The organism is Rhodococcus sp. LMD, assembly GCF_056108245.1.
This window is the reverse complement of the sequence record NZ_CM148557.1, coordinates 5,245,556-5,271,481: the sequence shown is the minus strand read 5'-3', so window position 1 is coordinate 5,271,481 and position 25,926 is coordinate 5,245,556. Positions and strand designations below refer to the sequence as shown.

Annotated in this window: 26 protein-coding genes; 12 read left to right on the top strand and 14 right to left on the bottom strand. The window is 69.2% G+C overall.

Annotated elements, in window-relative coordinates:
* Window positions 1–95 precede the first annotated feature (95 nt).
* The 3 genes from ACWPQI_RS24200 to ACWPQI_RS24190 all read right to left on the bottom strand — a co-directional run bounded on the left by ACWPQI_RS24200 (window position 96) and on the right by ACWPQI_RS24190 (window position 2,339).
* Window positions 96–509 (bottom strand): DUF2752 domain-containing protein, encoded by a 414-nt coding sequence (locus tag ACWPQI_RS24200; RefSeq protein WP_010596253.1) that lies wholly within the window; start codon window positions 507–509, stop codon window positions 96–98.
* A gap of 11 nt (window positions 510–520) precedes the next feature.
* Window positions 521–871, bottom strand: coding sequence for a CD225/dispanin family protein (locus ACWPQI_RS24195; RefSeq protein WP_010596252.1), 351 nt, complete (start codon window positions 869–871; stop codon window positions 521–523).
* 124 nt (window positions 872–995) lie between these two features.
* Window positions 996–2,339, bottom strand: coding sequence for a glycosyltransferase 87 family protein (locus tag ACWPQI_RS24190; protein ID WP_040273033.1), 1,344 nt, complete (start codon window positions 2,337–2,339; stop codon window positions 996–998).
* A 130-nt stretch (window positions 2,340–2,469) separates the two neighbouring features.
* Here ACWPQI_RS24190 and rpsF point away from each other — a divergent pair, with 130 nt between their 5' ends.
* The 5 genes from rpsF (at window position 2,470) to dnaB (ending at window position 7,773) form a co-directional block, all read left to right on the top strand.
* Complete coding sequence (rpsF, locus tag ACWPQI_RS24185; RefSeq protein ID WP_003938619.1) at window positions 2,470–2,757, top strand: 30S ribosomal protein S6; 288 nt, start codon at window positions 2,470–2,472, stop codon at window positions 2,755–2,757.
* A gap of 64 nt (window positions 2,758–2,821) precedes the next feature.
* A complete protein-coding gene (locus tag ACWPQI_RS24180; RefSeq protein WP_010596250.1) occupies window positions 2,822–3,334 on the top strand; it encodes a single-stranded DNA-binding protein in 513 nt (170 codons plus the stop codon).
* A 43-nt stretch (window positions 3,335–3,377) separates the two neighbouring features.
* A complete protein-coding gene (gene rpsR / locus ACWPQI_RS24175) occupies window positions 3,378–3,620 on the top strand; it encodes a 30S ribosomal protein S18 (RefSeq protein ID WP_003938621.1) in 243 nt (80 codons plus the stop codon).
* A 19-nt stretch (window positions 3,621–3,639) separates the two neighbouring features.
* Window positions 3,640–4,095, top strand: a complete 456-nt coding sequence (rplI, locus tag ACWPQI_RS24170; RefSeq protein ID WP_017680194.1) for a 50S ribosomal protein L9 — start codon at window positions 3,640–3,642, stop codon at window positions 4,093–4,095.
* Between the two features lie 468 nt (window positions 4,096–4,563).
* On the top strand, window positions 4,564–7,773 hold the full coding sequence (gene dnaB / locus ACWPQI_RS24165) for a replicative DNA helicase (protein ID WP_474738541.1): 3,210 nt from the start codon (window positions 4,564–4,566) through the stop codon (window positions 7,771–7,773).
* Between the two features lie 109 nt (window positions 7,774–7,882).
* Here dnaB and ACWPQI_RS24160 read toward each other — a convergent pair whose 3' ends face one another.
* Together ACWPQI_RS24160 and ACWPQI_RS24155 are read right to left on the bottom strand one after the other, a co-directional pair.
* Window positions 7,883–9,184, bottom strand: a complete 1,302-nt coding sequence (locus ACWPQI_RS24160; RefSeq protein ID WP_474738540.1) for an MFS transporter — start codon at window positions 9,182–9,184, stop codon at window positions 7,883–7,885.
* A 343-nt stretch (window positions 9,185–9,527) separates the two neighbouring features.
* Window positions 9,528–9,944: a TIGR03618 family F420-dependent PPOX class oxidoreductase gene (locus ACWPQI_RS24155; RefSeq protein ID WP_017680192.1), complete on the bottom strand. Its 417-nt coding sequence runs from the start codon at window positions 9,942–9,944 to the stop codon at window positions 9,528–9,530.
* Window positions 9,945–10,189: 245 nt separating this feature from the next.
* Here ACWPQI_RS24155 and ACWPQI_RS24150 point away from each other — a divergent pair, with 245 nt between their 5' ends.
* The gene (locus ACWPQI_RS24150; RefSeq protein ID WP_474738539.1) at window positions 10,190–11,917 is read left to right on the top strand and encodes a cutinase family protein; all 1,728 of its coding nucleotides are present in this window, start codon (window positions 10,190–10,192) and stop codon (window positions 11,915–11,917) included.
* Here ACWPQI_RS24150 and ACWPQI_RS24145 read toward each other — a convergent pair.
* From ACWPQI_RS24145 to ACWPQI_RS24110, 8 genes are all read right to left on the bottom strand, one after another.
* A complete protein-coding gene (locus ACWPQI_RS24145) occupies window positions 11,908–12,579 on the bottom strand; it encodes a hypothetical protein (protein ID WP_191902526.1) in 672 nt (223 codons plus the stop codon). The genes ACWPQI_RS24150 and ACWPQI_RS24145 overlap by 10 nt on opposite strands.
* A gap of 80 nt (window positions 12,580–12,659) precedes the next feature.
* On the bottom strand, window positions 12,660–13,088 hold the full coding sequence (locus tag ACWPQI_RS24140; protein ID WP_003938628.1) for a CBS domain-containing protein: 429 nt from the start codon (window positions 13,086–13,088) through the stop codon (window positions 12,660–12,662).
* Between the two features lie 133 nt (window positions 13,089–13,221).
* Window positions 13,222–15,183 (bottom strand): gamma-glutamyltransferase, encoded by a 1,962-nt coding sequence (gene ggt / locus ACWPQI_RS24135; protein ID WP_301914274.1) that lies wholly within the window; start codon window positions 15,181–15,183, stop codon window positions 13,222–13,224.
* Between the two features lie 170 nt (window positions 15,184–15,353).
* Window positions 15,354–16,397 carry a YeiH family protein gene (locus tag ACWPQI_RS24130; protein ID WP_040272946.1) on the bottom strand — a complete coding sequence of 348 codons (1,044 nt, stop codon included), beginning with the start codon at window positions 16,395–16,397 and terminating at the stop codon, window positions 15,354–15,356.
* Window positions 16,398–16,516: 119 nt separating this feature from the next.
* Window positions 16,517–17,185, bottom strand: coding sequence for a methionine ABC transporter permease (locus ACWPQI_RS24125; RefSeq protein WP_010596241.1), 669 nt, complete (start codon window positions 17,183–17,185; stop codon window positions 16,517–16,519).
* Window positions 17,182–18,192 (bottom strand): methionine ABC transporter ATP-binding protein, encoded by a 1,011-nt coding sequence (locus ACWPQI_RS24120; RefSeq protein WP_010596240.1) that lies wholly within the window; start codon window positions 18,190–18,192, stop codon window positions 17,182–17,184. Before ACWPQI_RS24120 ends, ACWPQI_RS24125 begins: the two co-directional genes overlap by 4 nt.
* A complete protein-coding gene (locus tag ACWPQI_RS24115; protein WP_304433786.1) occupies window positions 18,189–19,028 on the bottom strand; it encodes a MetQ/NlpA family ABC transporter substrate-binding protein in 840 nt (279 codons plus the stop codon). The genes ACWPQI_RS24120 and ACWPQI_RS24115 overlap by 4 nt, the downstream gene beginning before the upstream one ends.
* Window positions 19,025–20,089: an isopenicillin N synthase family dioxygenase gene (locus ACWPQI_RS24110; RefSeq protein ID WP_237211224.1), complete on the bottom strand. Its 1,065-nt coding sequence runs from the start codon at window positions 20,087–20,089 to the stop codon at window positions 19,025–19,027. The genes ACWPQI_RS24115 and ACWPQI_RS24110 overlap by 4 nt, the downstream gene beginning before the upstream one ends.
* A gap of 492 nt (window positions 20,090–20,581) precedes the next feature.
* Here ACWPQI_RS24110 and ACWPQI_RS24105 point away from each other — a divergent pair, with 492 nt between their 5' ends.
* The 6 genes from ACWPQI_RS24105 to ACWPQI_RS24080 all read left to right on the top strand — a co-directional run bounded on the left by ACWPQI_RS24105 (window position 20,582) and on the right by ACWPQI_RS24080 (window position 24,763).
* Window positions 20,582–21,700: an LLM class flavin-dependent oxidoreductase gene (locus ACWPQI_RS24105; RefSeq protein ID WP_010596237.1), complete on the top strand. Its 1,119-nt coding sequence runs from the start codon at window positions 20,582–20,584 to the stop codon at window positions 21,698–21,700.
* Between the two features lie 94 nt (window positions 21,701–21,794).
* Entirely contained in the window at window positions 21,795–22,640 is an 846-nt protein-coding gene (locus ACWPQI_RS24100; RefSeq protein ID WP_474738864.1) for an NADPH-dependent oxidoreductase, read from the top strand.
* A 95-nt stretch (window positions 22,641–22,735) separates the two neighbouring features.
* Window positions 22,736–22,807 carry a putative leader peptide gene (locus ACWPQI_RS24095; RefSeq protein WP_372446906.1) on the top strand — a complete coding sequence of 24 codons (72 nt, stop codon included), beginning with the start codon at window positions 22,736–22,738 and terminating at the stop codon, window positions 22,805–22,807.
* 64 nt (window positions 22,808–22,871) lie between these two features.
* On the top strand, window positions 22,872–23,435 hold the full coding sequence (locus tag ACWPQI_RS24090) for a flavin reductase family protein (RefSeq protein WP_040272938.1): 564 nt from the start codon (window positions 22,872–22,874) through the stop codon (window positions 23,433–23,435).
* Between the two features lie 101 nt (window positions 23,436–23,536).
* Entirely contained in the window at window positions 23,537–24,049 is a 513-nt protein-coding gene (locus tag ACWPQI_RS24085) for a winged helix-turn-helix domain-containing protein (protein ID WP_040272936.1), read from the top strand.
* 222 nt (window positions 24,050–24,271) lie between these two features.
* Window positions 24,272–24,763 carry an NADPH-dependent FMN reductase gene (locus tag ACWPQI_RS24080; protein ID WP_432793543.1) on the top strand — a complete coding sequence of 164 codons (492 nt, stop codon included), beginning with the start codon at window positions 24,272–24,274 and terminating at the stop codon, window positions 24,761–24,763.
* Window positions 24,764–24,773: 10 nt separating this feature from the next.
* Here ACWPQI_RS24080 and sfnG read toward each other — a convergent pair whose 3' ends face one another.
* Window positions 24,774–25,895: a dimethylsulfone monooxygenase SfnG gene (sfnG, locus tag ACWPQI_RS24075; RefSeq protein WP_474738538.1), complete on the bottom strand. Its 1,122-nt coding sequence runs from the start codon at window positions 25,893–25,895 to the stop codon at window positions 24,774–24,776.
* Window positions 25,896–25,926 lie beyond the last annotated feature (31 nt).

Below are 25,926 nucleotides of genomic sequence, written 5' to 3'. Positions count from 1 at the left end.
GGCCGGAGCCGCGCGCGACGGGTGCTGCCCGCGCGCGTAAAAACCTGCGCGGGAAGCATTTTCGCGCGCGAGTGCTCGTCCGCGACGAGCGTCGTCTACACGCGCAGCGCGTCGAAGGGCGCGACGGGGAGGTTGCGGACGACGAACCAGCCCAGCACCGCCCACAGCACGATCTGCGGCGCCCACCGCCACTGGTACCACTGGACGATCCGGTGTCCACGGACCCGGGCGGCCGTCCACACGACGAACGACCACCCCAGCAGCAGCACCGCGGCCACGCCGAGGGCGTTGTAGCGCAGCGCGGCCGGAACATCGAGGTGCAGCAGCGAATACAGCATCCGCGACGATCCGCACCCGGGGCACCAGATACCGAACAGGGCGCGGGTCGGGCACGGCGGAATCGGGCCACCCGGCGTCGTCGGATCCGCCCACGCGACGGCCGCGCACACGCACACCGACACGGCCGCCACCCCGACGGGAGCGGCGAGCCGGGCGGTGAGCGTCTGCACGGCCGGGTCCCTCAGTAACCCGACGACGAGACCGCCGCGGCGAGGACGACGATGTAGAAGACGACGACCACCGCCCATACCGCGACGCTCGCCACCACCGACCAGATCGCCCACTTCTTCGCGTCGTCGGCCGATCGGCGCGCGGCATCGAACTGGCCCTGCGCCCAGAGGGAATTGACCTGGCTCGCCTTGATGATCGAAACGACGCCGAGCGGCAGGCAGCAGAGGATCGTCGTGAGAATGCCCCACACCAGGTTGTTGTCGGGTGGCGGCCCGAACTGCGGCCCCGGGTAGTACCCGTAGCCGCCCGGCGGGGGATACCCGCCCGGATTGTTCGGCGGGTACTGCGGATAGTCACTCATCTTCGTCCTCGATCACCCCGTCGGGATCCCGGCCTGTTCCGGTTCCCCCCGCGCGGAAGGGTAGACCAGCCGCGGTGCTGCCGCACTCACCACGACCGCGCCGGCCGCCCGGCCCGGGACGTGTTCACCGATTTTCTCCGCTCATAGCCGGCATCCGGGGTTGCTCCTCGTCGGGTGGGGGCTGGCCGGATCGGCGCAGGGGTGCGCCGGCGAACACGAAGAACAGCACGACGAGCAGCGCGGCCCGCCCCCACACCCCGACCAGGGTGAGCAGCAGCGGGATCGTGGTGTCGCTGTGGGTCATGGTCGCGTCGAACCACAGGAACACCCCGATCCCGATGGCGAGGTCCACGGTGAGGTACGAGGCGATCAGCGGCCAGCGCACCCGCAGCAGCACCAGGAACGGCAACAGCCACAGGGTGTACTGCGGTGAATGGACCTTGTGCAGCAGCAGGAATCCACACAGCATCGCGGCGCCGACCGCGACCCACGGGTAGCTGCCGTCGCGGCGGTACCGCCGCCACCCCAGCCACAGCGCCAGCGCGAAGGCGGCGCAGATCGACAACGGCGAGACGACGGCGACGATGTCGTTGTACTCGGCCGTGACCTCGGTGTCCTGATAGCCGCCGACCAGCGGCCGCAGCCCCCAGTACCAGATCGAGTTGCTCGTGGCGTCGGCCGCGCGGTTGCCCTGGAACTCGAACGATGCGCGCCATCCCGGATAGCCGAGCAGCGCGAACGGCAGGTTCACGGCGATCACCGTTACCGCCGCTGCGGCGCCCACCGTCACCGCGCCCCGCACGTCGCGCCGGGGTCGCGGTTCGTCCCCGCCGGTCAGGACGTACGCGATCAGCGGCAGCACGAAGATGCCGGGATACACCTTGAGGCAGAACCCGACCGCGAGCAGGACGGCCGCGGCCACCGCGCGGGTGCGCAGGGACCACCGTCGCACCCCGAGCACGGCCACGGCCCCGACGGTGGTCGCGACGACGGGCAGGTCCCAGTTGTGGAAGCCGTACAGCACCAGCGGCGGCGTCACCGACCAGAGCAGCGCGGCCCATCCGGCCAGCCGGCCGAGGAGCCACGCGACGAGCAGGCCGAACGGGGCCAGCAGCAGCGCGGAGTGCAGGAGGAACTCGGCGTCGGTGTCGGCGCGCAGGGCCCCCACCCACATCAGGATGCCGCTCAGTACCGGGTACTCGACGGTGCCGCCGGTGAGCACGCCGTCGCGGGTGATCCCGCCGTCGAGGAACGGGAACAGGTGCAGGTTGATGCCGCGTCCGATCCACAACTGCTGGATGTCGGAGTAGCAGACCGTGGCGTCCTTGACCGCGTCGAACCGCACGCTGCGGCCCTGCGGGTCGAACGGCGGCCCGGCGCAGCGGGCCTTGTTCAGGTAGCCGAGCCACATGGCGAGCGCGCACGTCACGACGGCGACGAGCGCGGGCGTCCGGGAACTCGTGCGCATGTTCTTCACCCTAGGCCAATTTCGCTGGTCAAGGGCGCGTCGTGTAGCCTGCATGGGTTGCTGACGCAACGACCCTCCTGTCACGGACCGTCCGTGACCGCCCATAGTCCATAGGAGGTGATGAGGTCTTATGCGTCATTACGAACTGATGGTCATTCTCGACCCCAGCCTGGACGAGCGCACTGTCGCCCCGTCGCTGGATACGTTCCTCAACGTCGTTCGCCAGGACGGCGGCAAGATCGACAAGGTCGACGTGTGGGGTAAGCGTCGTCTCGCGTACGAGATCGCCAAGCACAGCGAAGGCATCTACGCGGTGATCGACATCAGCGCTACGCCCGCCACTGTCGCGGAGCTGGATCGCCAGCTCGGCCTGAACGAGTCGGTGCTCCGCACCAAGGTTCTGCGCCACGGCAAGTGAGTCTGTCGGCGTCCGGCCGTAGGCTCGGGCGCATCAGGACTCCACACACAGCAGGAGGAACCACATGGCAGGCGACACCGTCATCACCGTCATCGGCAATCTGACGGCTGATCCCGAGCTGCGTTTCACCCCGGCGGGGGCCGCGGTCGCGAACTTCACCGTCGCGTCCACGCCCCGCATCTTCGACCGTCAGTCCAACGAGTGGAAAGACGGCGAGGCGCTGTTCCTGCGCTGCAACATCTGGCGTGAGGCAGCGGAGAACGTGGCCGAGAGCTTGACCCGTGGCTCGCGCGTGATCGTGCAGGGCCGGCTCAAGCAGCGCAGCTACGAGACGCGTGAAGGCGAGAAGCGCACTGTCGTGGAGCTCGAGGTCGACGAGATCGGCCCCTCGCTCCGCTACGCGACGGCCAAGGTCAACAAGGCCAGCCGTGGCGGGGGCGGTGGCGGGGGCGGCTTCGGCGGTTCCTCCGGAGGATCGGGCGGGGCCCGTGCCGGCGCGAGCACCGGCGGGGACGACCCGTGGGGCAGCGCCCCGGCGGCGGGCTCCTTCGGCGGGGACGACGAGCCCCCGTTCTGATCCGACCTTCGATCGGAACATTCGGAAAGTACGGAGAAAGACCATGCCTAAGGCGCCCGCGCGCGAAAAGGTTTTGAAGAAGAAGGTCTGCACCTTCTGCAAGGAAAAGAACGTGCAGATCGACTACAAGGACACGACGTTGCTGCGCAAGTACGTCAGCGACCGCGGCAAGATCCGCGCCCGTCGTGTCACGGGCAACTGCGTGCAGCACCAGCGCGACGTTGCCATCGCTGTGAAGAACTCGCGTGAGGTGGCCCTGCTTCCTTACGTCTCGACGGCTCGCTAAGGAAAGGGAGGGACACACGATGAAGCTCATTCTCACTGCCGACGTGGACAACCTCGGTGCGCCTGGCGACACCGTCGAGGTCAAGGACGGCTACGGCCGCAACTACCTGCTGCCCCGCGGCCTGGCGATCGTCGCCACCCGTGGTGCCCAGAAGCAGGTCGAGGGCATCCGCCGGGCCCAGGAGGCTCGTGCGGTGCGCGGCCTCGATCACGCCAAGGAGCTCAAGGCCGCGATCGAGGGCCTCGAGAGCGTCACCTTGGCCGTGAAGACCGCCGGCGACTCGGGCAAGCTGTTCGGCTCGGTCACCGCCGCCGACGTTGCCGGTGCCGTCAAGGCCGCCGGTGGCCCCGTCGTCGACAAGCGCATCATCGAGCTGCCCAAGGCGCACATCAAGTCGACCGGCAAGCACACGGTGATCGTGAAGCTGCACCCGGACGTGACCGCGAAGTTCGATCTGAACGTCGTGGCCGCCTGATTCCGGTCCTCGAAGAGCCCTGCGCCCCTGGTGCAGGGCTCTTCGTCGTCTGTCCACAGGCTTGTGGATAACCCGACGGGGGTACCGGTAGGTTTGTGACCTGCAGCATAGCGGCGGGGTGCCGGAACCGCGTAACACGCCCGGAAACACATCCGGCACGACACGCCGAGCGGGTTGTTCTCCACACTTGTGAAACACGATTTGTGCCGTCTGAACAGCAGCGATGCAAAGTGTGAGATGCGTTGTCCCCAGGTTGTCCCCAAGGGGTGCACAAGGTCGTCCTCCTGTTTCCACAATTCATCCACAGATGTGTGCACAGGCGGATTTGGACGGGGCGTTCCCAGTGCCTAACGTCGAGCGCGCGCGTCCGGAGGACGTGTCGGTGGGGCCGGGTAGAAGTGGTGACGAGCGCGGGTGGACAGGGCCTGTCCCCCGCGAAGGTGCCGAGACGGGGAAGGACGGCGTCGCGTGGCTGTAGTGGACGATCGGGGCCATTCCGAGTACCCGGGACCGCCGGAGGAGCCGGCGGGCGACTTCGGCCGCCAGCCCCCGCAGGACATGGTCGCCGAGCAGTCGGTGCTCGGGGGCATGCTGCTCAGCAAGGACGCCATCGCCGACGTGCTCGAGGTGCTGCGGCCCGGCGACTTCTACCGTCCCGCCCACCAGGCGGTGTACGACTCGATCCTCGATCTCTACAGTCGCGGTGAGCCGGCCGACCCCGTCACGGTGTCCGCGGAACTCGACCGGCGCGGAGAGCTCCGCCGCATCGGCGGCGCCGCCTACCTGGTGACGCTGACCCAGACCGTGCCTACCGCCGCGAACGCCAGCTACTACGCCGAGATCGTCGCCGAGAAGGCCATCCTGCGCCGCCTCGTCGAGGCCGGCACCCGCATCGTCCAGTACGGGTACGCCGGCTCCGATGGGCAGGACGTCGCCGAGGTCGTCGACCGCGCCCAGGCCGAGATCTTCGAGGTCTCGGAGCGCCGCACGTCCGAGGACTTCGTCCCGCTCGAAGAGCTGCTGCAGCCCACCATGGACGAGATCGACTCGATCGCCAGCCGCGGCGGCATCTCCCTGGGTGTGCCCACCGGGTTCGCCGAACTCGACGAGATCACCAACGGTCTCCACGCCGGGCAGATGATCATCGTCGCCGCCCGCCCGGGTGTCGGAAAGGCGCTGTCCCTCGACACTGCACTGCCCACCCCCGGCGGCTGGACGACCATGGGCGAGGTCGCCGTCGGCGACGAACTTCTCGACGCCCACGGTCGCCCCACCCGGGTGCTGGCCGCCACCGAGGTGCTGCACGGCCGCCCCTGCTTCGAGGTGGAGTTCTCCGACGGCACGGTCCTCGTCGCCGACGAGCAGCATCAGTGGCTCACCTCCGACGGCGGCCCGTCGCGGGTACGCACCACCGGGGAGCTCGCGGCCTCACTCTCCACCGGCCACATCGTCGGCAACGTCGCTCCGCTGCGCCTGCCCGTCGCCGATCTGCCCGTCGCCCCGTTCACTCTCGGCGCCTGGCTCGGTGGCCCGTCGGCCGATCCCCACGTGCACATGCGGGTGCAGGGCGAGGGCGGATTCGCCGAGGAACTCATGACGCTCGGCGCGCACATCCCCGGCGCCTACCAGCGGGCGTCGGAACAGCAGCGGCGTGAACTGCTCGCCGGTCTGCTCGACGCCGGCGGCCACGTCGAGGACGACGGCACCGTGCGATTCGAGTCGGACTGCGCCCGCCTGCGGGACGACGTCGCCGAGCTGCTGGCCGGCCTCGGCTACACCTGCGCCGCCGCCGGGTCGGCGGTGCGATTCGCCACCGACGACGACGTGTTCGTCCTCCCCAGCAAGGCCAAGGCGCACAAGCAGACCCGTACGACGGTGGCGCGGCAGCGGCGCATCGTCGCCGTCCGTCCGGTCGAGTCCGTGCCGGTGCGGTGCGTCGAGGTCGACGGCGAGCACCTGTATCTCGCCGGGCGGTCGATGGTGCCCACCCACAACTCCACGCTCGGCATGGACTTCCTGCGGTCCTGCTCGGTCAAGCACGGCATGGCTTCGGTCATGTTCTCCCTCGAGATGGGCAAGACCGAGATCGTCATGCGGCTGCTCTCCGCCGAGGCGAAGATCAAGCTCGGCGACATGCGTTCGGGCCGGATGACCGACGACGACTGGACGCGCCTCGCCCGGCGGATGAGCGAGATCAGCGAAGCGCCCCTGTTCATCGACGACTCCCCCAACCTGACCATGATGGAGATCCGCGCAAAAGCGCGGCGCCTCAAGCAGAAACACGACATCCGGCTGATCGTCGTCGACTACCTGCAGCTGATGACCTCCGGTAAGAAGGTCGAGTCCCGTCAGCAGGAGGTCTCCGAATTCTCCCGTAGCCTCAAGCTTCTCGCGAAGGAACTCGAGGTCCCGGTGGTCGCGATCTGTCAGCTCAACCGCGGTCCCGAGCAACGCACCGACAAGAAGCCCATGGTCTCCGACCTTCGAGAGTCGGGATGCCTCACTGCGAGCACCCGCGTCCTGCGCGCGGACAACGGCTGCGAGGTCACCCTCGGTGAGTTGCTCGCCAGTGGGGAACAGCCCGTCGTCTGGTCGCTGGACGAACGCATGCGCATGGTTGCGCGCCCGATGACCAAGGTGTTCCCGAGCGGACGCAAGGAGGTGTTCCGGCTGACGCTCGACTCCGGTCGTCAGGTGGAGGCCACCGCGAACCATCCCTTCCTCACCGTCGACGGGTGGATTCCTCTCGGCGAGCTCACGGTCGGCGAGCGGGTCGCGGCGCCCCGCGCCGTTCCTGCTCCCCTCGCCACGCACGCCGTCTCCGAGGACGACGTCGTCGCGCTGGCCGAGCGCGCCGTCGTCGAAAGTTCTGTTCCGTCCCAGGCGTTCGCGCTGCCGAAGGAACAGGTCGCCGCGCTCGTGTGCCACGTGTGGGAGGGCAACGGAATCGTCGCGTGGGACGGAGCCCGAGGGCGGGCCGATGTCCGGTATCCGTGCGCAGCCCGGTGCCTCGCCGACGACTTGGCCCGTCTGCTCCTGCGAATCGGCGTCTTCGCTCGGATCGCTGCGGCCGAAACAGGGTGGGATGTCGTCGTCACCGGCCCGGAGAATCAGGCCGTCTTCCTGCACGACGTGGGCGCCCACGGCACTGCCGCGCAGTGGGTGCTCGCGCAGCTCGGCCCGAAGCTCGTACGTCACGACGCCGACACCGTGACTCCCGACGTCGAGGCGACGCTGGGCCGGCTCCTCGCTGTCGAGGAACTCGCTCCCAGCGAGCTCGTCGCGGCCGCGGCTTCGCGGTCCGCTGGGGGTTCACGGTCGAGTCTGGCTCAGGTGGCAGGCGTCCTCGACACCGCCGACATCGAAATGCTCGCCACCAACAATGTGTACTGGGACGAGATCGTCTCCATCGCCAGCCTCGGTGAGCAGGACGTGTACGACGGGACCGTCCCGGGCACACACAACTTCGTTGCCGATGGCATCTCGGTGCATAACAGTCTCGAGCAGGACGCCGACATGGTGATTCTGCTGCACCGGCCCGACGCATTCGAACGTGACGACCCGCGTGGCGGTGAGGCGGATCTGATCCTCGGCAAGCACCGTAATGGTCCGACGGCCACGATCACCGTCGCGCACCAGCTGCACCTGTCGCGCTTCGTGGACATGGCGCGGGGCTGAGGGTCCGCCGCGCGGCCTTGGCGACGTCCGACGGCGTTCGCGCACCGATTCGGAACTTGCCCGTGCAATTCACGCGGCAAATTCCGAATCGGTGGGCAAGTTCGGAGCGCTACCGCACCGGCCGGCTCGTCGACAGTGCGACGGCGCCGAGTACGCCGACGGCGGCGAAGGCGTAGAAGCCCCACGGGTAGGCGATGCCGGCCTGCAGGAGCGCGCCGCCGAGGATCGGACCGCAGATGGCGCCGATGCGGCCCACGCCGGCGGACCAGCCGAGCGCCGTGGCGCGTGCCTCGGCCGGGTAGGCCGCGCTGGTGAAGGCGTAGACGAGCACCTGGGAACTGAAGACGAAGCAGCCGGCAAGGAATACCAGCACGTAGACGCCGTAGGCGAGGTTGATGCTGAGCGTCGCGAGGAACAGCGCGGCGAGGGTGAACCACACGAGGCCCGCGGTGCGGGCGCCGATCCGGTCGGCGACGCGGCCGGCGACCAGCAGGCCCGCGACGGCACCGGCGTTGAGCACGAGCAGCAGCGACAGCGACGCTCCGAGGTCGTATCCGGCTTCTCGCATGATCGTCGGCAGCCAGGTGTTGAGGCCGTACACCAGGAGCAGCCCCATGAAGGAGGTGACCCAGATGGACACGCTGGTGCGCAGCAACTGCGGCGAGAACAGGGCCCGCACCGGCGACGCCGGCTTCGCGTCCGGGGTGTGGCCGGGGCCCGGTGGCACGACGTCGGTGGACGGAAGTCCGTAGTCGGCAGCGATGCGTGCGGCTTCGTCGTGCCGGCCTCGGGCGGAGAGGTACGCGGGCGACTCGGGCAGGTAGCGGAACATCAGGGGGACGAGAACGAACGCCGGCAGTGTGCCCGCGACGAACATCGAACGCCACCCGGAACTCTCCAGCAGGACGAGGGCGAGCAGGGCCGTCGCCACGGCGCCGACGTGGTAGCCGGTCATGACGGTGGTCGACGCGGATCCCTTTTTCCCGGGCGCGAATTCGGCGACGATGGCCAGCGCGGTGGGCAGTGCGCCGCCGAGGCCGAGGCCCGCGAGGAAGCGCAGGACGCCGAGCATCTCCGGTGATGTCGCGAACGCGCATGCGAGGGTCAGCACCGAGAAGGCGGTGACGGAGAAGATGAGGGTGCGTCGCCGGCCGAGGACGTCGGTCAGGGTGCCGATGGCCAGGGCTCCGAGTGTCATGCCGACCAGGCCGGCGGTCGAGATGACGGTGAGGCCGCCGGCGTCGACGTTCCAGTCCGGGTAGTCCAGCAGCGCCGGGTTCACGGCGCCGAGAACGACGAGGTCGAAGCCGTCGAGGAGTACCGCGACCCAGCACAGCGCGATGACGAGTCGCGCGGAGCGGGTCGTGTGTCGGGGCGCCTCGGTGGCGACCCCGTCGGAGCTTGTTCGCATAGTGCACACCTGTTCGTAACCGAGTGATCGTTCGGATTGTGACTGCGTGCACTGCCGTACGTCAACTCCGCTGTGGGACAGGGCCGATCGGGAAAATCGATCAGGCAGAAGCTATTTCACTCAGTGAAAACGACCGTTGTGTCGGCGGTCCCGAGATGGATCAGACGCGCTCGGTGTGGGCCGCGAGAGTGAAAGGCGATTCCCGGAACGACGGGACCGAGCGGAGCCTGCGCCGCACGCGCAACGAATCCTCGCGCCGAATCGGATCGCGCTGCGGTCGTGCAGGGCGCGCATCCCGGATCGCGGTCGACGGTCGCACCCGGACGGCCTCGGAGGTCGCGGCTCAGGTTCCGGTGTCGGAGGGATGGTGGAACGGGAGGTCCTGCAGGTGAACTCGCTCGGGTTCGATGAGCGAGACGATCGCCGAGCGCATCGGGAAGTCGGTGCCGACGTAGCGGTTGCTCATCCGGTCCATGATCTCGACCGCTTCGTCGCCCTGGAGTTCCTCGACGACCCGGCCGCGGACGACGACCGACCGATACGGATTGTGCTCGTCGCAGACCGACACGGCGACGCGCCCGTCACGGCGTAGATTGGCGACCTTCCGGTTCTCGCGAGCGGAGAAGATCGCCAAGCGATCACCCTCGACCGCAATCCACACGGGAGAGACATGCGGTGAGCCGTCGGGCATGAGCGTCGCGACGTGTGCCATGTTCCGCGCCCCGAGCAGAGCCCGCACCTCGGCGGACAGTTCGGCCATGACCGGCAGCCTACTCGCGCCCACATGGATGCACAGGCTGTTGCCGCAGGACAGGGGGACCGCCCCCGGACGACGGTGCTGCCCGAGCGGAACGACGCGGGGGACAGAAGCCTCGACCGCGTATCGCGGCCCCTCCCGCGATACGGACATGTAACACGACCGAGTCCCCGAGCGACGTTCCGTCCGACGCGTCGACACCGCAACCGGGGTCGTCGACACGGACCGAGATCGGATGGGGTGGGACCATGGCACTCGACTGGGCGGTGCGAAACAAGCGAATTGTCGCGGCTGCGGTGGCACCCGTGGCGCTCGGGGCGGCGGCGGTGGTAGCGATCGCCGTCTCGGAACCGTCGGCCCCGTCGACGGCCCCGACGACGCTGACCGCCTCGGTCACCGAGTGCCACGACATGGTCAGCATCGCGGTCGGCGGGCGCAACGACAGCCCGCGTCCCGGCACGCATGCGATGCTCCTCGACGCCGACGGAAACCCCCTGCCCGCGGCCTCGTCCACCGACTTCAGCAGCCCCTGGGTCGACGAGGTCGTCAACGCCCCGCGCGACGACGTGCCGGAGGGCTCGTACTCCGCCGTGTACGTCGAGTACCCGGCGAATATGTCGTCGTACGACGACGCCGTCGAGACCGGCGTGGACAACGCCCAGACTGTGATGCAGGCGATCCGCGAGGCATGCCCCGACACGAAGTTCGCCGTCGTCGGGTACAGCGAGGGCGCCGATGTGGCGCGCCGGGTGGCGATGGAGATCGGCAACCAGGAGGCCGCCGAGGACGGGTCGTACGAGATCGTCGATCCGGATTCGGTCGTCGGTGTGGTCATCCTGGCCGACGCCGGTCGTCAGGCGGGCGAGGGACCGTTCCCCGGCGCGGAGGACGAGTTCCGCAACCCGGACGGGTTCGACCTCGCCTACCAGTCGGGCCGCAACAGCGCGTCGGGCAGCGGTTCGCTGCCGGGCACCTCGGGAAGCTTCGGGGCGCTGGACGGCAAGGTGGCGTCGTTCTGCTCGGAGGGCGACCTCACCTGTTCCGCTCCGGAGAACATCGCCCTGCTGCAGCTCGCAGTGAACGTGGGCCGGCAGCTGAACGTCGACGCACTCGAGCGCGACGGCCTCACGCCGCAGACCGCGCTGGACGTCGCCACAGTCCTCGGGCGGATCGCCATGGCCGCCTTCGCCGACATCCAGTCGCAGGAGAACTGGATGCAGAGCGACGAGACGTTCCTCGACGTGCTCATCAAGGTGTCGGATCCGTCCTACGAGCCCGTCACCCGCGATGTCGCCTCGGACGGCACGGACGAGGAGATCACCTCGGGTGAGCTGATCGACCTGGCCTACCTGCCGGCGAAGCTCCGCAACGAGGTCATCGGGTTCCTCGCCGACAACGAGAACACCCTCGAGGTGGCGCTGAGCGACCCGTACCAGCAGACCCTCGCTCCCGACACCGGGCACCACTTCGACTACTGGCGCGATTCCGACCCCGAGAACGGAAAGCCCTTGACCTCGGCGCAGTACGCGGCAGCCTGGCTGACGCACCTGGCGAAGCAGGCCGAGAGCGGCGAGCTCGACAAGGCCGAGGCCGAGTCGACCGCCCCGAAGCTGGTCGTCTCGTCGAAGCCGATCGATCCGGCGCCGATCCCGCCGACGGTGGACGAGGACGCGGAGAAGGCCGCCGCCGAGGCCACCACGACCGCCCCGACGACCACCTCGCGGACCCCGGCCGCGACCACCACCACGACGGCGGCGTCGCCGGCGCCCGTCCAGGCCCCCGCGCCCGCCCAGGCGGCGGCTCCCGCTCCGACGGCGACCACGACGTCCCCGGTTCCGTCCCCTGCAGTGCAGTCCCCGGTCGTCGAGCCGCTGCCGCCCGTCGAGTCCACGACGACGGAGTCGAGTGCCGCCGAGACCACGACGCCGGCGGCCACCACCACCGCGACGACCACCACGCCGGTGCCTCAGCCGTAGGCCGGTCGAAGGCTCGCCTCGCGGATCGTCCTGGCCCTGGTCGTCGATGCGACGACCAGGGCCACCGCGGAGAAGGCGGGCAGTGGATGGCCCAGCAGCACCGCGACGGCCAGATCGGCGGCCACTGCGCCCGTCGCCATCGTGAAGACCCACGGCGGCGCGGTGGGCAGTTTCGCCTTCCCGGCCGTCCACGGGGTACGGGCCCAGGGTTTCGCGACCGACAACCACGCCTGGAAGGCGAGCGCCCCGACCATCAGAGCGGTACCCGCGATCATCGGCCCCGCCGGTCCGGACGCGCCGTCGCGGGTGGCGTCCACCGAACTGTTCAGGCCCGCCGACAGCAGGAAGATCCCGAGGTTCACCTGGACCACGGTGAGGACGAACTTGATCGCGACCCACCAGTAGCGCAGGAAGCCCCACGGCGTCGCCGCCGCGAGCAGGAAGCCCGTGAACGCCGACGCGTTGGCCAGCGGGGCGAGCAGCGAGCTGTCGAGGTGCTGCGCCATCGTCGTGCCGGCCACCCGCACCGCGGGATCCACCGCGGTGCTGCTCAGCGTCAGCAGGACGAGCAGCGCGAGGGCCTGGCTCATCCATCCCACGGACGTGACCACGTGCAGCCACACCGTCGCCTGCCGCCACCGCTGCCCCGGACGCTTCGCCATGGGGTCCACTGTCGTCCGGAGCACGCTGGAGCGGATCCGGGATCACCCGGAGAATCCCCCTGAAATTGTCGTGCCCGGGTTCAGCCGTGCTCGATGTACGACTCGAGCTGGTCGCGTTCGCACTGCAGTTCGTCGATCCGGCTCTTCACGACGTCGCCGATGCTGACGATGCCCACCATGCGGCCGTCCACCACGACGGGCAGGTGCCGGATCCGGCGTTCGGTCATGGTCTCGGCGAGGCTGTCCACCGTGTCGGTGGGCAGGCAGGTGGACACCGTCGTGCTCATGATGTCCCGGACGCGGGCGGCGAGCAGGGCGGGGCCGTGGTGGTGGAGCCGGCGCACGACGTCGCGCTCGGAGACGATGCCGATCACGGCGTCGCCCTCCACCACCACGAGGGCGCCCACGTTGTGGCGGGCGAGCGTACCGATCATCTCCTCGACCGAGCGGTCCGGCTCAATCGTGGCCACCACCGGGCCCTTGTTCCGCAGCACGTCCGCGATCCGCATCCGGGCACCCCGATCCATCCGTTCCCACCCGCCGTGACGGCGATCGATGGTTGTCGATCTTATTCCCGCAGGTCGGCGAAATTCTGGGTGGTTATCCAGTCGTGACTCGTGCTCCGAGTCGCGCCCCGGATCGTTATCCGGTGGCGTCGCCCATCACAGCGCCCTCGCGACGCGGGTCCGCGCCGCCGATCCACCCGGACTCGTCCCGGCGCAGCGCGCTCAGGCCGCTGGACTGGGGGAGCACCGCAACCTGATGACCTCGTGCGCGCAGCTCGGCGACGAGGGGATCGCGGGCCCCGTCGTCGCTGCCGTCGATCGCCGGATGCTCGCCGCCGACCCCGGTGACGGGCGTGTTGGCCGCGCCGAAGGCGACCGCCGACACCGCCTGCTGAGGATCCAGACCCCAGTCGAGCATGCCCACGAGGGTCTTGACCACGAACTGGATGATGACGGAACCACCCGGCGAGCCGACGACGATGCGCACGTCGCCGCGGGTGCCGTCGGGGTTGCGGTCGAACACGAGGGTCGGTGCCATCGAACTGCGCGGCCGCTTGCCCGGTTCGACGCGGTTGGCCACCGGGACCCCGGCCTCGTCCACGGGTTCGACGGCGAAATCCGTCAGCTGGTTGTTCAGCAGGAAACCGTCGACCATGTGGAACGAGCCGAACGCCGATTCGATCGTCGTGGTCATCGAGGCCACGTTGCCGTATTCGTCCGCGATGGAGATGTGACTGGTGCCGTGTTCGCGATCCTGCGCCGGAACGCCCAGGGGCACCGGTCCGAAGTCGCCGGGCTGTGCCGTGCCCATGCTCCGGCCCGGGTCGATGAGATCCGCCCGGGCGCGCAGGTAGTCGTCGTCGAGCAGGGTCTGCGGCGAATTGCCGGGCAGGGGAACGAAGTCCGAGTCCGCCACGTACTTGTCGCGGTCTGCGTACGCGAGCCGCTCGGCCTCGGAGATCAGGTGCACGGCGTCGGCGGTCGGCTCGCCCCCGTTCTCGTCGACCTCGGTCGGTCCCAGCGCGGACACGTCGAAGTTCTCCAGAATGCCCATCGTCGCCGCGACGGCGATCCCTCCCGAGGACGGGTTCGGCATGCCGCAGATCTCGTGCTCCCGGTAGGGCGTGCACACGGGGGTACGCGTCTTCACCTCGTAGCCGGCGAGGTCGTCGACGGTCATCGTCCCGGGGGTGCGGCCCCCCGTGTCGGTGGCGGTGGCGTCGACGATGTCCTGGGCGAGCGCTCCGGTGTAGAACGCGTCGGCTCCGTCGGACGCGATGGCGCCGAGCGTCTTCGCCATGGCCGGATTGACCAGGACGGTGCCCGCGGTCTTGGGTGTGCCGTCGGGGTTCAGGAAGTACGCCCGTGCCTCGTCGTCGACGGCGAGGTCGGGCGCGGCGTCGGCGATCGCCGCGGCCATCCGGTCGCTGATCACCACCCCGTCTTCGGCGAGGGCGACGGCCGGGTCGAACAACCGGGCCCACTCGGTGCTCCCGTGGTCGCGGTGCACCTCCTCGAGCAGGCGCACCACCCCGGGCACCCCGATCGAGCGGCCGCTGGCACGGGCGTCGGGCCGGGGTTCGGTGCGGTCGGTGTCGCTGATCCAGCGCAGGTAGTTCTCGGTGGCCGACATCGGTGCCGTCTCGCGGCCGTCGTACGCCTGCACCTGCCCGGTCTCCGCGTCGTAGTAGAGCAGGAAGGCGCCGCCGCCGATCCCCGACGACTGGGGCTCGACGAGTCCGAGCACCGTCTGCGCGACGACCAGTGCGTCGGCGACGGTGCCGCCGTCGCGCAGCACCTTGCATGCCGCCTCCGTCGAGACCGGGTTGGCAGTGGACACCGCGTACGTCGCGGTCGTCACGGCCGTCATGTCGTCCCGGTAGCCGGTGGCGACCTCGGGGTTGGTGGCCAGGTCCCGCTCACCTGTGGGCGGTGCCGGCGGCGCGGCGGACAGGGGGGTGCCGTTGGGAACCGAGATGCACTCCGCGGTGACCGCCGGGTCGTCACCGGACGACGTGCAGGCGCCGAGCAACGCGACGGACAGGGTCGCGGCGATCGCGACGCGGATCGGGGAGCCCACCTTCGCCGGCGCTGTCATCCCTCCGACGGTAACAGCGGGCCGCCGGTGCCCGAAGTGCTTCCGACGAAATCCGTTTCGGCCGGGCCGTCGCTCCGGGCCACCGCGTCCAGCGGCGAACCGTCCGGTCATCCGCGTGCGGCACGACCGTTGTCCGTGTCCGATCGGCGCGCGGCTGCGGAGCGTATCCGCTATCCCAGCAGCAGGATTCCCGTGAGGGCGATCGCCGAGACCCACACCGTGGATGCGGCGGCGAGGGCGAAGGGGCGCCAGCCCACTCCCCGCAGTACGTCGAGCCGTACGCCGGTGCCGAGCGCGAACATGGCGGCCGTGAGCAATGCGGTCTGCGTGAGCCGGGCGACGTCCAGGACCGGGTCGGGGAGCAGGCCGGTGGCCCGCAGGGCGACACAGCCGAGGAAGCCGAGGAGGAACAGCGGCACCAGCGGCGGTCGCCGCACTTCGGTCTGCTCGCGGTTGCGTCGGCGCGACACCGCCCCGATCCAGGCGACCACGGGTGCGAGCATCGCGACCCGGGCGAGCTTCACGGTCACGGCCACCGTGAGCGCACTCGCGCCCAGCGCCCCGGCGCTTCCGGTGTCCACGGCTTCGCCCGCGGCGACGACCTGCGCCACCTCGTGGATCGCCGCCCCGGCCCACATGCCGGCCTGGGTGGTGTCGAGTCCCAGTGCGGAGGCCGCGAGCGGAAGGCCGGGAATCATGGCGGTGCCGAAGACGACCACGAGCGCGACCGAGGTGACCACGTGTTGCTTGCGGGCGTCGACGACCCCGTCCACCGCGGCGACGGCGGCGGCGCCGCAGATCGAGAAGCCGCAGGCGACGAGCAGGCGCTGGGTCCAGTCGAGCCCGAGGAGTCTGCCCAGTGCCATCGTCCCGGCGATGCCGCCGGCCACCACGGCCACGACGAGGCCGAGCACGCCCCAGCCGAGGGCGAGCACGTCGGTGACGAGGAGTTGCAGCCCGAGGAGCGCGACCCCGATCCGGAGCAATCGGCGGGAGGCCACGGCCAGGCCGGGGCCGGTGGCCGCCGGGAGGGAGGTCGTGTTGGCCAGGAGTGCGCCGAGGACGATGGCGATCAGCAGGGGGCTGATGCCCCCGACGAAGCGGGCGGCGACGAGGGCCACCGCTGCCGCCGCGGCACAGACGGCGAGTCCCGGGAGCGGAGCGCGCAGGCGTGCCGCGGCCGGAGCCGAGAGCGCCTGGAGAGAGGTGGCCATGGTCTCCACCCTGGCGGGTGGCGCGCGTCGCGGATAGACGGTGTTTCGGCATCACCTCATATCGATTCGATATGAGCTGATGCTGCAGTAGGCACGGCCGCGCCGCCGCGAAGCGAAATTCATCGCCGGTGTGCGAGCGCCCGCACCGCGACGTCTCCCGCGGTCTGCAGCGCCTGCACGAGCACGATCAACACCACCACCGCGACCATCAGGACCGGGGTGTTGAAGCGCTGGTACCCGTAGACGATGGCGAAGTCGCCGAGCCCGCCGCCGCCGACGACCCCGGCCATCGCGGAGTACCCGACCAGCAGAACCGCGGTGAGGGTGGAACCCGAGATCAGAGACGAAAGCGATTCGGAAAGAAGTACTTTGGTGACGATCTGCCGGTTCGAGGCCCCCATGGCCCGGGCCGCGTCCACCCGCCCACGCGGAACCTCTCGCAGCGCGCTCTCGACGATGCGGGCAAAGAACGGGATCGCGCCGATCGTCAAGGGGACGAGCGCGGCGGTCGGCCCGATCGCAGTCCCGACCACCAGACGGGTCACACCGATCAGCGCGATCAGCAGGACCAGGAACGGCAGTGAACGGAACACGTTGACCACGGCCCCCAAAACGAGATACAGCGGTCGGATCGGGCGCAGCCCGTCCGGCGCGGTCACGTGCAGCAGAACACCCACGAGCACCCCGCCCACGACGGTGAGGAGGAAGGCGACGCCCACCATGTAGAGGGTGTCGAGCGTGGCGGCCCACACCTCGGGCAGGGCGTCGTACCAGCTGAGTTTGTTCATGCCCCTACTCTCGCCACGGCGCCGGTCGTCCACGCGACGGTGACGTCGGGCAGGGTGGCGAAGAATCGGTCCACCGCGTCGCGATCCACGTCACCGTCGAAACGCACGTGCAGCTTGCCGATGTCGGTACCGGCGACACGGTCGACCCGGCCGCCGACGACCGCGACGTCGACCCCGACGTCGCGGGAGAGCCGGGACAGCCACGGCGTGGCGACGGCGGATCCGCGGGCGGTGACGAGCGCGGTCACGTCACCGTTCTGCTCGCCGACACCCGCCGGCAGCAGCGCATCACCGAGGCGGGACCCGGGGTCGGCTACGAGATCGGCCACGGGACCGGATTCGACGATGCGGCCCCCGTCCAGCAGAGCCGCGGACGTGCAGATCCGGCGCACCACGGACAGCTCGTGGGTGACGACGACGATGGTGACGCCGAGGGTCCGGTTGACGGCCGCGATCAGATCGAGCACCTGCTCCGTGGTGATCGGGTCGAGGGCACTGGTCGCCTCGTCGCACAGCAGTACGTCGGGCTCCGCGGCGAGTGCGCGGGCGACGCCGACGCGCTGCTGCTGCCCGCCGGACAACTGCGAAGGGAAGGCGTCCCGCTTGTCGGTGAGCCCGACGAGCTCGAGCAACATCTCGGCCCGGTCCCGGCGCTCCGTCCTCCGTACGCCGGCGACCTCGAGCGGAAACTCGACGTTCGCGCGGACGGTGCGGGAGTGCAGGAGGTTGAACTGCTGGAAGACGGTGCCGATGCGGCGGCGGGACGCGCGCAGCCGGCCTTCGGACAGGTGCGAGAGGTCCTCGCCGCGCAGGAGGATGCGTCCGCTCGTGGGGCGTTCCAGCAGGTTCAGGCATCGCAGCAGCGTGGACTTGCCGGAACCACTGGGGCCGACGATGCCGAAGACTTCTCCCTCCTCGATCTTCAGGTCGATTCCGCGGAGTGCGTCGATCGTGCCGGTGCTACCCGTTGCAGGGTACGACTTGGTGAGTCCGTCGACGACGATCACGCCCCGACCTCGTGGACGGGTACGACTGCGCCGTCGTAGTTCTCGGCGATCCAGGCAGCGACCTCGGGCGACTCGAGGGCGTCTGCGAGGGCGGTGACGGCGGGATCGGACGCATCCTCCGACCGCACCACGAGGATGTTCTCGAACGGGTTGTTGTCGACGGATTCTCGGACGATGCTGTCGTCCGCAGGGTTGAGCCCCGCTTCGAGCGCGTAGTTCGAGTTGACGACCGAGGCCGTGATCGCCGGATCGTCGACGGTGCGCGCGAGCTGCGCGCGTTCGAGTTCGACGAACCTCAGGTTCTTCGGATTCGAGACGATGTTCGCGGCAGTGACCGTCGCGATGTCCGCTTCGGACAGCGGCTTGTCGAGTTCGAGCAGGCCCGCCGACTCCAGGAGGTAGAGCGCGCGCGCGAAATTGGTCGTGTCCTTCGGCAGCGCGATCGTGTCGCCGTTCTTCAGGTCCGCGACCGCGGCGATCTTGTTCGAGTACAGGCCGAGCGGTTCGAGGTGTACGGCGGCGGCCGACTCGAGGTTGTCCACGCCCTTCTGCTGCTGCCAGTCGGCGAGGTACGGGTGGTGCTGGAAGAAGTTGGCGTCGACGTCACCGGCTTCGAGCAACTCGTTCGGGTCCACCTCGCCGGTTACGGGCTTGATGTCGAGGACGACGTCACCGAGCGCACCGGATTGCCGCACGTGTTCCAGGATTTCGACGTGCGGTGTCGCGGAGGCGGAGATCACGAGCGTGTCCTCGCCGGTCCCGGAGGCGGAGCAGGCGGCCAGTCCGGTGGCGAGGGCGACGGCGGAGACCAAGGGCAGGTTGCGGCGCAGAGTCATTCGGAGTGTTCGCTTTCGTCGACATCGCCGGGCCGGCCGGCGATGAGGGGGGAATTCGAGAGGTCGGCGTGATGGCGCTCGGTGACGTTGGGGTGTGCCCGCAGTCGTGACTTGAGTGCGTTGAGCCCGTACACGGCGTGCAAGGCGTCACCGTGCTCGTCCGCACCGACGCCGCGGGCCTCGGCGGCGAGTGCGCCAGGCAGTCGCACATGCGGCAACGCCCGATCCAGTGCGGGATTGAGGAAGAACGGTAGGGATACCCGGTCGGTGCCGGGAGCCGGCGGAAGGACCCGGTGCGTCGTCGCCTTCAGGTAGCCGCCGGTGGCCAGTTCGAGGAGCTCGCCGATGTTGACGATGAAGTGTCCGGGCAGGGGTTCGACGTCGACCCAGGTACCGTCGATCTCCACCTGGAAGCCGGTGCTTCCGGGTTCCGGATAGAGCAACGTGAGAACTCCCACGTCCTTGTGACTGCCCACACCCTGTCCGGTGATCGATCGGTCGTGGCCCGGGTAACGCACGATCTTCAGCAGCGGATCGGGGTCCGTGAACGCACCCTCGAAGAAATCGGCTGGTGCGGAAAGGGATTCGGACCATGCGCGGAGGAGTCTACGGCCGACCGTGCCGGACTGTTCGATCCACTGCAGCGCGAGCGGCCGCAGCTGCGGCACCCGGCTGGGCCACAGGTTCGGACCGTGCAGCACCTCCCACGGCCGATGGGGGTCGAACTGTGCCACCGGAGCCCGTTCGGGGCCGATGTCGAGTTGCTCGCGCCAGTCCACATATCCCTGGGTTCGTTCACCCCCGACGCGGGTGTAGCCGCGGAAATGAGGTGAGTGGGAGTTCTCGATCTCCAGCTTCACGGGGTCGGGCAGGGCGAAGAACGCGCGTGCCGCCGCGATCAGCCGGTCGGCGAGGGCCGGGTCGATGCCGTGGCCGGCCAGGTGGAAGAAGCCGACCTCGTGCGTGACCCGGCGCAGCCGGTCGAGCAGGGCGGCCCGGGTGGCGGCATCGCCGTCGAGGCCTGTGAGGTCGACGACGGGCAGGGTGGTCGAGGGAGGCATCGCGGGGAGTCCTTTCGGGCCACGTCGAGCGCCGGGTGCCCGGGAAACGGGCAACGCGGCACCGGCGGCCGGAGGAGATGTCGGTATCGGGAGACGCGGGTGCGTCCGGTGGGACGGCTGTCAGCGACAACAACACGCCGGGGCGTGCGTGCCCACGACGCATGCGATCACGACCTGCGCGTGACTGGTGCCGACCATCTTTCCTCCGATGGGCCGCGGGCGCGGCCCGTTCGTGGCGGGAATCCGCCCTCGGTGCTGCCGGACGGTCACGCTATCCATTGGACGGGTCTCGGACAACCCACGCCCTTTCGGGCGGGTCCGACCTGCACCGATTTCGGATCACGACGATCGCAATCCTGGTCCGCACCCCGGTGCACGGCTACCGTGACGCCGATGCCGAGACGGCGACGTGTCCGGCCGGGCGCAACGGTTCCGATCACCTCGAGGACAACCCTTCGCGGACGCCCACCGGGACGGCAGACTCTGTAGTTCGTGCGCTTCCAGATCCTCGACATCATCTTCAACCCGCCGCATCCGGTCACCGGCGACGTCGTCGCTCCCGCGGAGCGCCTGAACCGCGTCGTCGAGATGGCCGTGCTCGCCGAGCAGCTCGGCATCGACAGTTACTCGGTCGGCGAACGTCATGCCGGCGACGTGCTCTCGTCCAGCCCGATCGTCGTCCTCGGTGCCATCGCACAGGCCACCGAGCGGATCCTGTTGTCCACGGGTGTGACCGTGCTGTCGGTGCTCGATCCCGTGCGCGTCGCCGAGGATCTGTGCACCGTCGATCAGCTGAGCCGGGGCCGCCTCGAGATCGTCATCGGCAAGGGCAACGAGGTGCTCCAGTACCCCCTGTTCGGCCTCGACATCGGCAAACAGTACGACTACCTCACCGAGAACTACGAACTGCTGCGCCGGCTGCTGCGGGAGGAACACGTCGACTGGTCGGGTGAGTACCGAGCGGCACTCGCCGATGTCACGACGCTGCCCCGCCCGTTCGACGGGCCGTTCCGCATCTGGCACGGATCCGCCACGTCGGCGCGGGCAGTGGACCTGGCGGCGAAGTGGGGAGACCCGATCGTGACGGCCAACGCCCTGCAGCCCCGGGAGAACTACAAGGTCCTGATCGATCGATACCGCGAGCACTACGCCGCACACGGTCACGACCCGGCGAAGGCCTACGTCGGATCGGGTTCGGGCGGGTTGTTCCTCGCGGACACCACGGAGAAGGCGATCGAGGAGTACCGGCCCATCTACGAAGGTGCGGTACGCCAGGCCGACAAGAGGAAACATGATCCGGGCGCCGTCGGCAAGACCACCAGCTTCCGCACGATCGAGGAGGCGGTCGAGCGGGGTCCGGCCCTGGTCGGTTCGCCGGATCGCGTGGCCGAGAAGATCCTCGACTACCACGAGTGCTTCGGCCACGTCCTCCAATCCGTATCCGTCAACCACGTGCTCGACTTCGAACGCCAGAAGGACACCCTGCGTCGATTCGCCGAGGAGGTCGTGCCGCTGGTGCGCGCGGAGGTACCGCCGACGACGCTGTGGAGCGAATCCGACACCGAGCGCGCCAGAGGGTTCACCGCCGATTCGCCGGTGGGCAGCCGATAGCGATCCGTCGACCGGCCGGGAACCGGCCAGAAGGGCTCCACTCGTGACCACGTCTCACCCACTCACAGCGAACCCCGGCGCCGGCGCGGATCGGGTGGTCGCTCGCTCCGATGCTCTCGAACGACGCGGTGCTCTCGAACGACGCGGTGCTCTCGAGCGACGCTTCGGTGCTGCCGACACGGCCGGCCCCTGGAACGAGGTGCTGGCGACTCGGCTGGCGCACCGGTCGGTGCGCCGGTTCCTCGACCGTCCCGTCCCCGAGGATCATCTGCGCGCCGTCGTCGCCGCCGCGTCGTCCGCGGCCAGCTCGAGCAATCTGCAGCTGTGGTCCGTCGTCGCCGTCACCGACCGCGAGCGGATCGATGCGCTCGCCACCCTTGCCGGCGATCAGGATGCGGTCCGCCGCGCGCCGCTCTTCCTGGTCTGGCTCGCAGACTTCGCACGCTCGGAGCGCATCGCTACGGTCCACGGCCGAGAACTCGTCAATGCGGACTTCGCCGAGGGCACCCTGCTCGGCGTGGTCGACGCGGCCCTGGCCGCGCAGAATGCCGTGGTCGCGGCGGAATCGATCGGCCTGGGCACCGCGTATATCGGCGGCATCCGCAACGAGCCCGAGCGCGTCGCCGACGTCCTGGAACTGCCGCAGCGGGTTTTCCCGGTCGTCGGCCTCTCGGTCGGCTTCCCCGATCCGGCGGGGAAGGCCGAGGTCGAGCCGCGACTCGGTTTCGACGTGGTGTGCCACCGAGACCGTTACCGACTCGAGGCGCAGGACGCGGGTATCGCTCGGTACGACACCCGCGCCGAGGACTTCTACCGTGGACAGGGCCTGCCGGGCAGCTGGACCGGACGAATCGTGGCACGACTGACGGATCCGGGTACGCTGGGATCGCGCCGTCGAATTCGAGACGCGTTGCGCGAAAGGGGTTTCCCGACGAACTAGGGGCGCCGGCAACTCCGGCACCGCCTCGGCTGTGCCCTGACGAAGACCGTCGGGCACGGCCACGATCGACTGCAGACAGGTGAGGATCGAGCACTATGAACGAAACAGCGTGGAGCCGCAGGCACGTGGACCTGTGCCGCACCCGCTCGTGTCTCTGTGCCTGCTGACCTGAGTACGTATCTTCCCGATTCCTCCCTCCGTCTCGGTATGTACCTCCTTCAAGGAACGGCTATGTCCCTGTCTATGTCGAATGCCCTCGAATACTCCGCCACCGCCGCATCGGAGCACGTTCCGGGCGTCCGTAGCGACGAATACCGCTCGGCCCTTCGGCGGCACCCCGCCGGGGTCACGATCGTCACTCTCGAATCCGGCTCCGGCCCGGTCGGGTTCACTGCGACGTCCTTCGCTTCGCTCTCCCTCGATCCGCCGCTGGTCTCGTTCAACATCACCGACACGTCGTCGAGCATCGGCGCCGTCCGCTCGGCCGAGTCGTTGGTGATCCACCTGTTGGGCGACCATCAGCAGCATCTCGCGCAGCGCTTCGCGCGCAGCGCGTCGGAGCGGTTCTCCGACGAGTCGCTCTGGACCCGACTCGAATCCGGTGAACCCGTCCTACACGGCACGCCGGTCTGGCTCCGGGTTGTCGTCGACCGGTTGATTCAGCTCGGTGACAGCACTCTGGTCGTCGGTGTCGTGGTTCGTGCGCACGAGGACCCGAATCCGGCGGAGGGCAAGCGTATTCCGTTGCTCTACCACGAGGGCGCCTACCACCGCCCCGTCGCATTGGAGGAGTGAATCATGAGTCGCCTGCCGAGTATCCGGAACGAGTGTCCGAGCTGTCGCCACACCGCATCGCCCGTCAGCTCGTCGGATCCCCTCCTCGACCGGAGCCTCACATGGAAATCCTCGCCACTCGCAATGACGTAGTCACCGACGCCGGTGCCGAACTCGTTCTCGTCCTGCGACTGCCCGACATCGGAACACACTCCTCGCGTGACCTGGCGGCGCTCGCCGACGCCCTTCGCGAGGCCGCCCAGGATCTGGTTCCGGGCGTGAGCACCCATACGGTGCTCAGCCCGACCCCCATCCCGTTGATCATCGACCTTCCCGCCCGCGACGTCCTGCTCGACGGCCGGCGAGTGCTGCTCAGCCACAGCGAGTTCGAGATCCTCGCCTATCTCGTCCGCAACCCGAGGACCGTGGTGTCCCGGGCCGTCCTGCGCGACCTCGGCACCGGGGTGCGGGAGGTGGACAGTCGCGGCCGGAACGTCGATGTCCACGTCTCCCGGATCAGGACCAAATTGCAGCAGTTCGGCAGCATCATCTCCACGGTCCGCGGCAGCGGATACCGCTTCGACCCGCACCCGGCCGTTCACATCACGGAACTGCTGACGAGGCGGTGCGCATGACGCCCGGGCACGACGACCTCCCCGCAGGTCGCCCTTCGGCGGCCGCCCCCGAATCGGAGACGCTAGGTCTACTGCGGCGGCTGTTCACCGAGGTCCGGTGGCCGGACGTCGCCACCACCCGCGCGGTGATAGAGCTGTGCACATGGTGAGCGCGGTCCGACCAGAACCTCCCGGCAGCGCACCGCACCGGGATACCCCGAATGTACCTGGAAAGGCACCTGCGTGAAGACCACCGTCGTCGCCGGCAACCCCAAGCCCGGCTCCCGCACCCTCGACGCCGCCACCCTCCTGGCCACGGAGCTCACCGGCTCCGCACCTGACCACGCCGTCGACGTGATCACCCTCGGGCCCGGTCTGCTCGGTTGGGGTGACGATGCCGTCACGGCGGCGGTGGAGACCGTCGCCGACTCGGACCTCGTGGTCTTCGCCAGCCCTACCTTCAAGGCCGCCTACACGGGCATCCTCAAGCTGTTCCTCGACCAGTTCGCCACCAGCGACGGCCTGCGCGACGTCACCGCCGTGCCGCTCATGCTCGGCGCCGGCCCTGCCCACGCCCTGGCCCCGGACCTGCTGCTCAAGCCGGTGCTCGTCGAACTCGGCGCCACGACCCCGGCGCCGGGTCTGTACCTGCTCGAATCCACGTACACGACCGACACGCGGATCGCGGACTACGCCGAGCGCTGGACGCCTGTCCTGCGATCCGCGTGGCGGTGAGCGGGCCGGGTCAGACGACCACGGGCTCGCGGTCGTCCTGATCCGCGGCCTCGAGTTCGCGCACGAGCGGCAGCACCTTCTCGCCGAAGTACTCGATCTCCTCCTGGAAGTGGAGGAAGCCGGACAGGATGAGATCGACTCCGCGCCGGCGGTATTCGACGATGCGGTGGGCGATCTGCTCGGGCGTGCCGATGAGCTGGGTGCGGAAGCCGTCGTTGTACTGGACCAGGTCCTCGAATGTCGAGTCGGCCCACATGCCCTTCTTGTCCCCGGTGGACGCGCCGGCCTGCTGCACGGCGCTGTGGAAGCCCTCGACCGCCGGGCGGTTCGCCTTCTCGATGATCTCGCGGAGCGTGTCGCGCGCTTCCTTCTCGGTGTCGCGGGCGATGATGAACCCGTTGAGGCCGACCTTTACCTCGCGCTGGTGCTCGCGGGCGACGGCGCGCAGGTCGGCGATCTGGTCGCTGATGCCGTCGTAGTCTTTGCCGTTGCTGAAGTACCAGTCCGCGTAGCGCCCACCGTTGGCGATCGCGGCGGTGGAGTTACCGCCCTGGAACAGTTCGGGATTGGGCCGCTCGGGCGTGTTGGCGGGCTTGGGCTTGAGGGTGAAGTCGTGGATGCGGTAGAAGTCGCCGCGGAAGTCGACATCGTCCTCGGTCCAGATCTTGCGCAGCACCTGCAGGAACTCGGCACTGCGGCGGTAGCGTTCGTCGTGCTCGAGCCACGGCTCGCCGAGGTGGGTGAACTCGTCCTTGAACCAGCCGCTGACGACGTTGACAGCGAACCGGCCGCCGGAGAGCTGGTCGGCGGTGGCACCCAGTTTGGCGAGCACCGCCGGCTGCCACAGTCCGGGATGGACGGCGGCGATCACCTTCAGGCGCTCGGTGGCCAGCAGGAGAGCGAGGGAGAAGCTGGTGGACTCGTGCTGGAACTCCGCACCGTAGCTGGCCTCGTACCGCACCTGGCTGAGGGCGTACTCGAAGCCGTTGTTCTCGGCGGTGCGGGCGAGCCGGACGTTGTAGTCGTAGTCCCAGCTGGTCCGCTGTTCGATGTTCGAGGTGACCAGGCCTCCGCTGACGTTGGGCACCCAGTAGGCGAATTTGATCTCGGGGGTGATGTGTTCGGTCGACATGGGCACCAATTCAAGCGTCCGCACCTGCCGC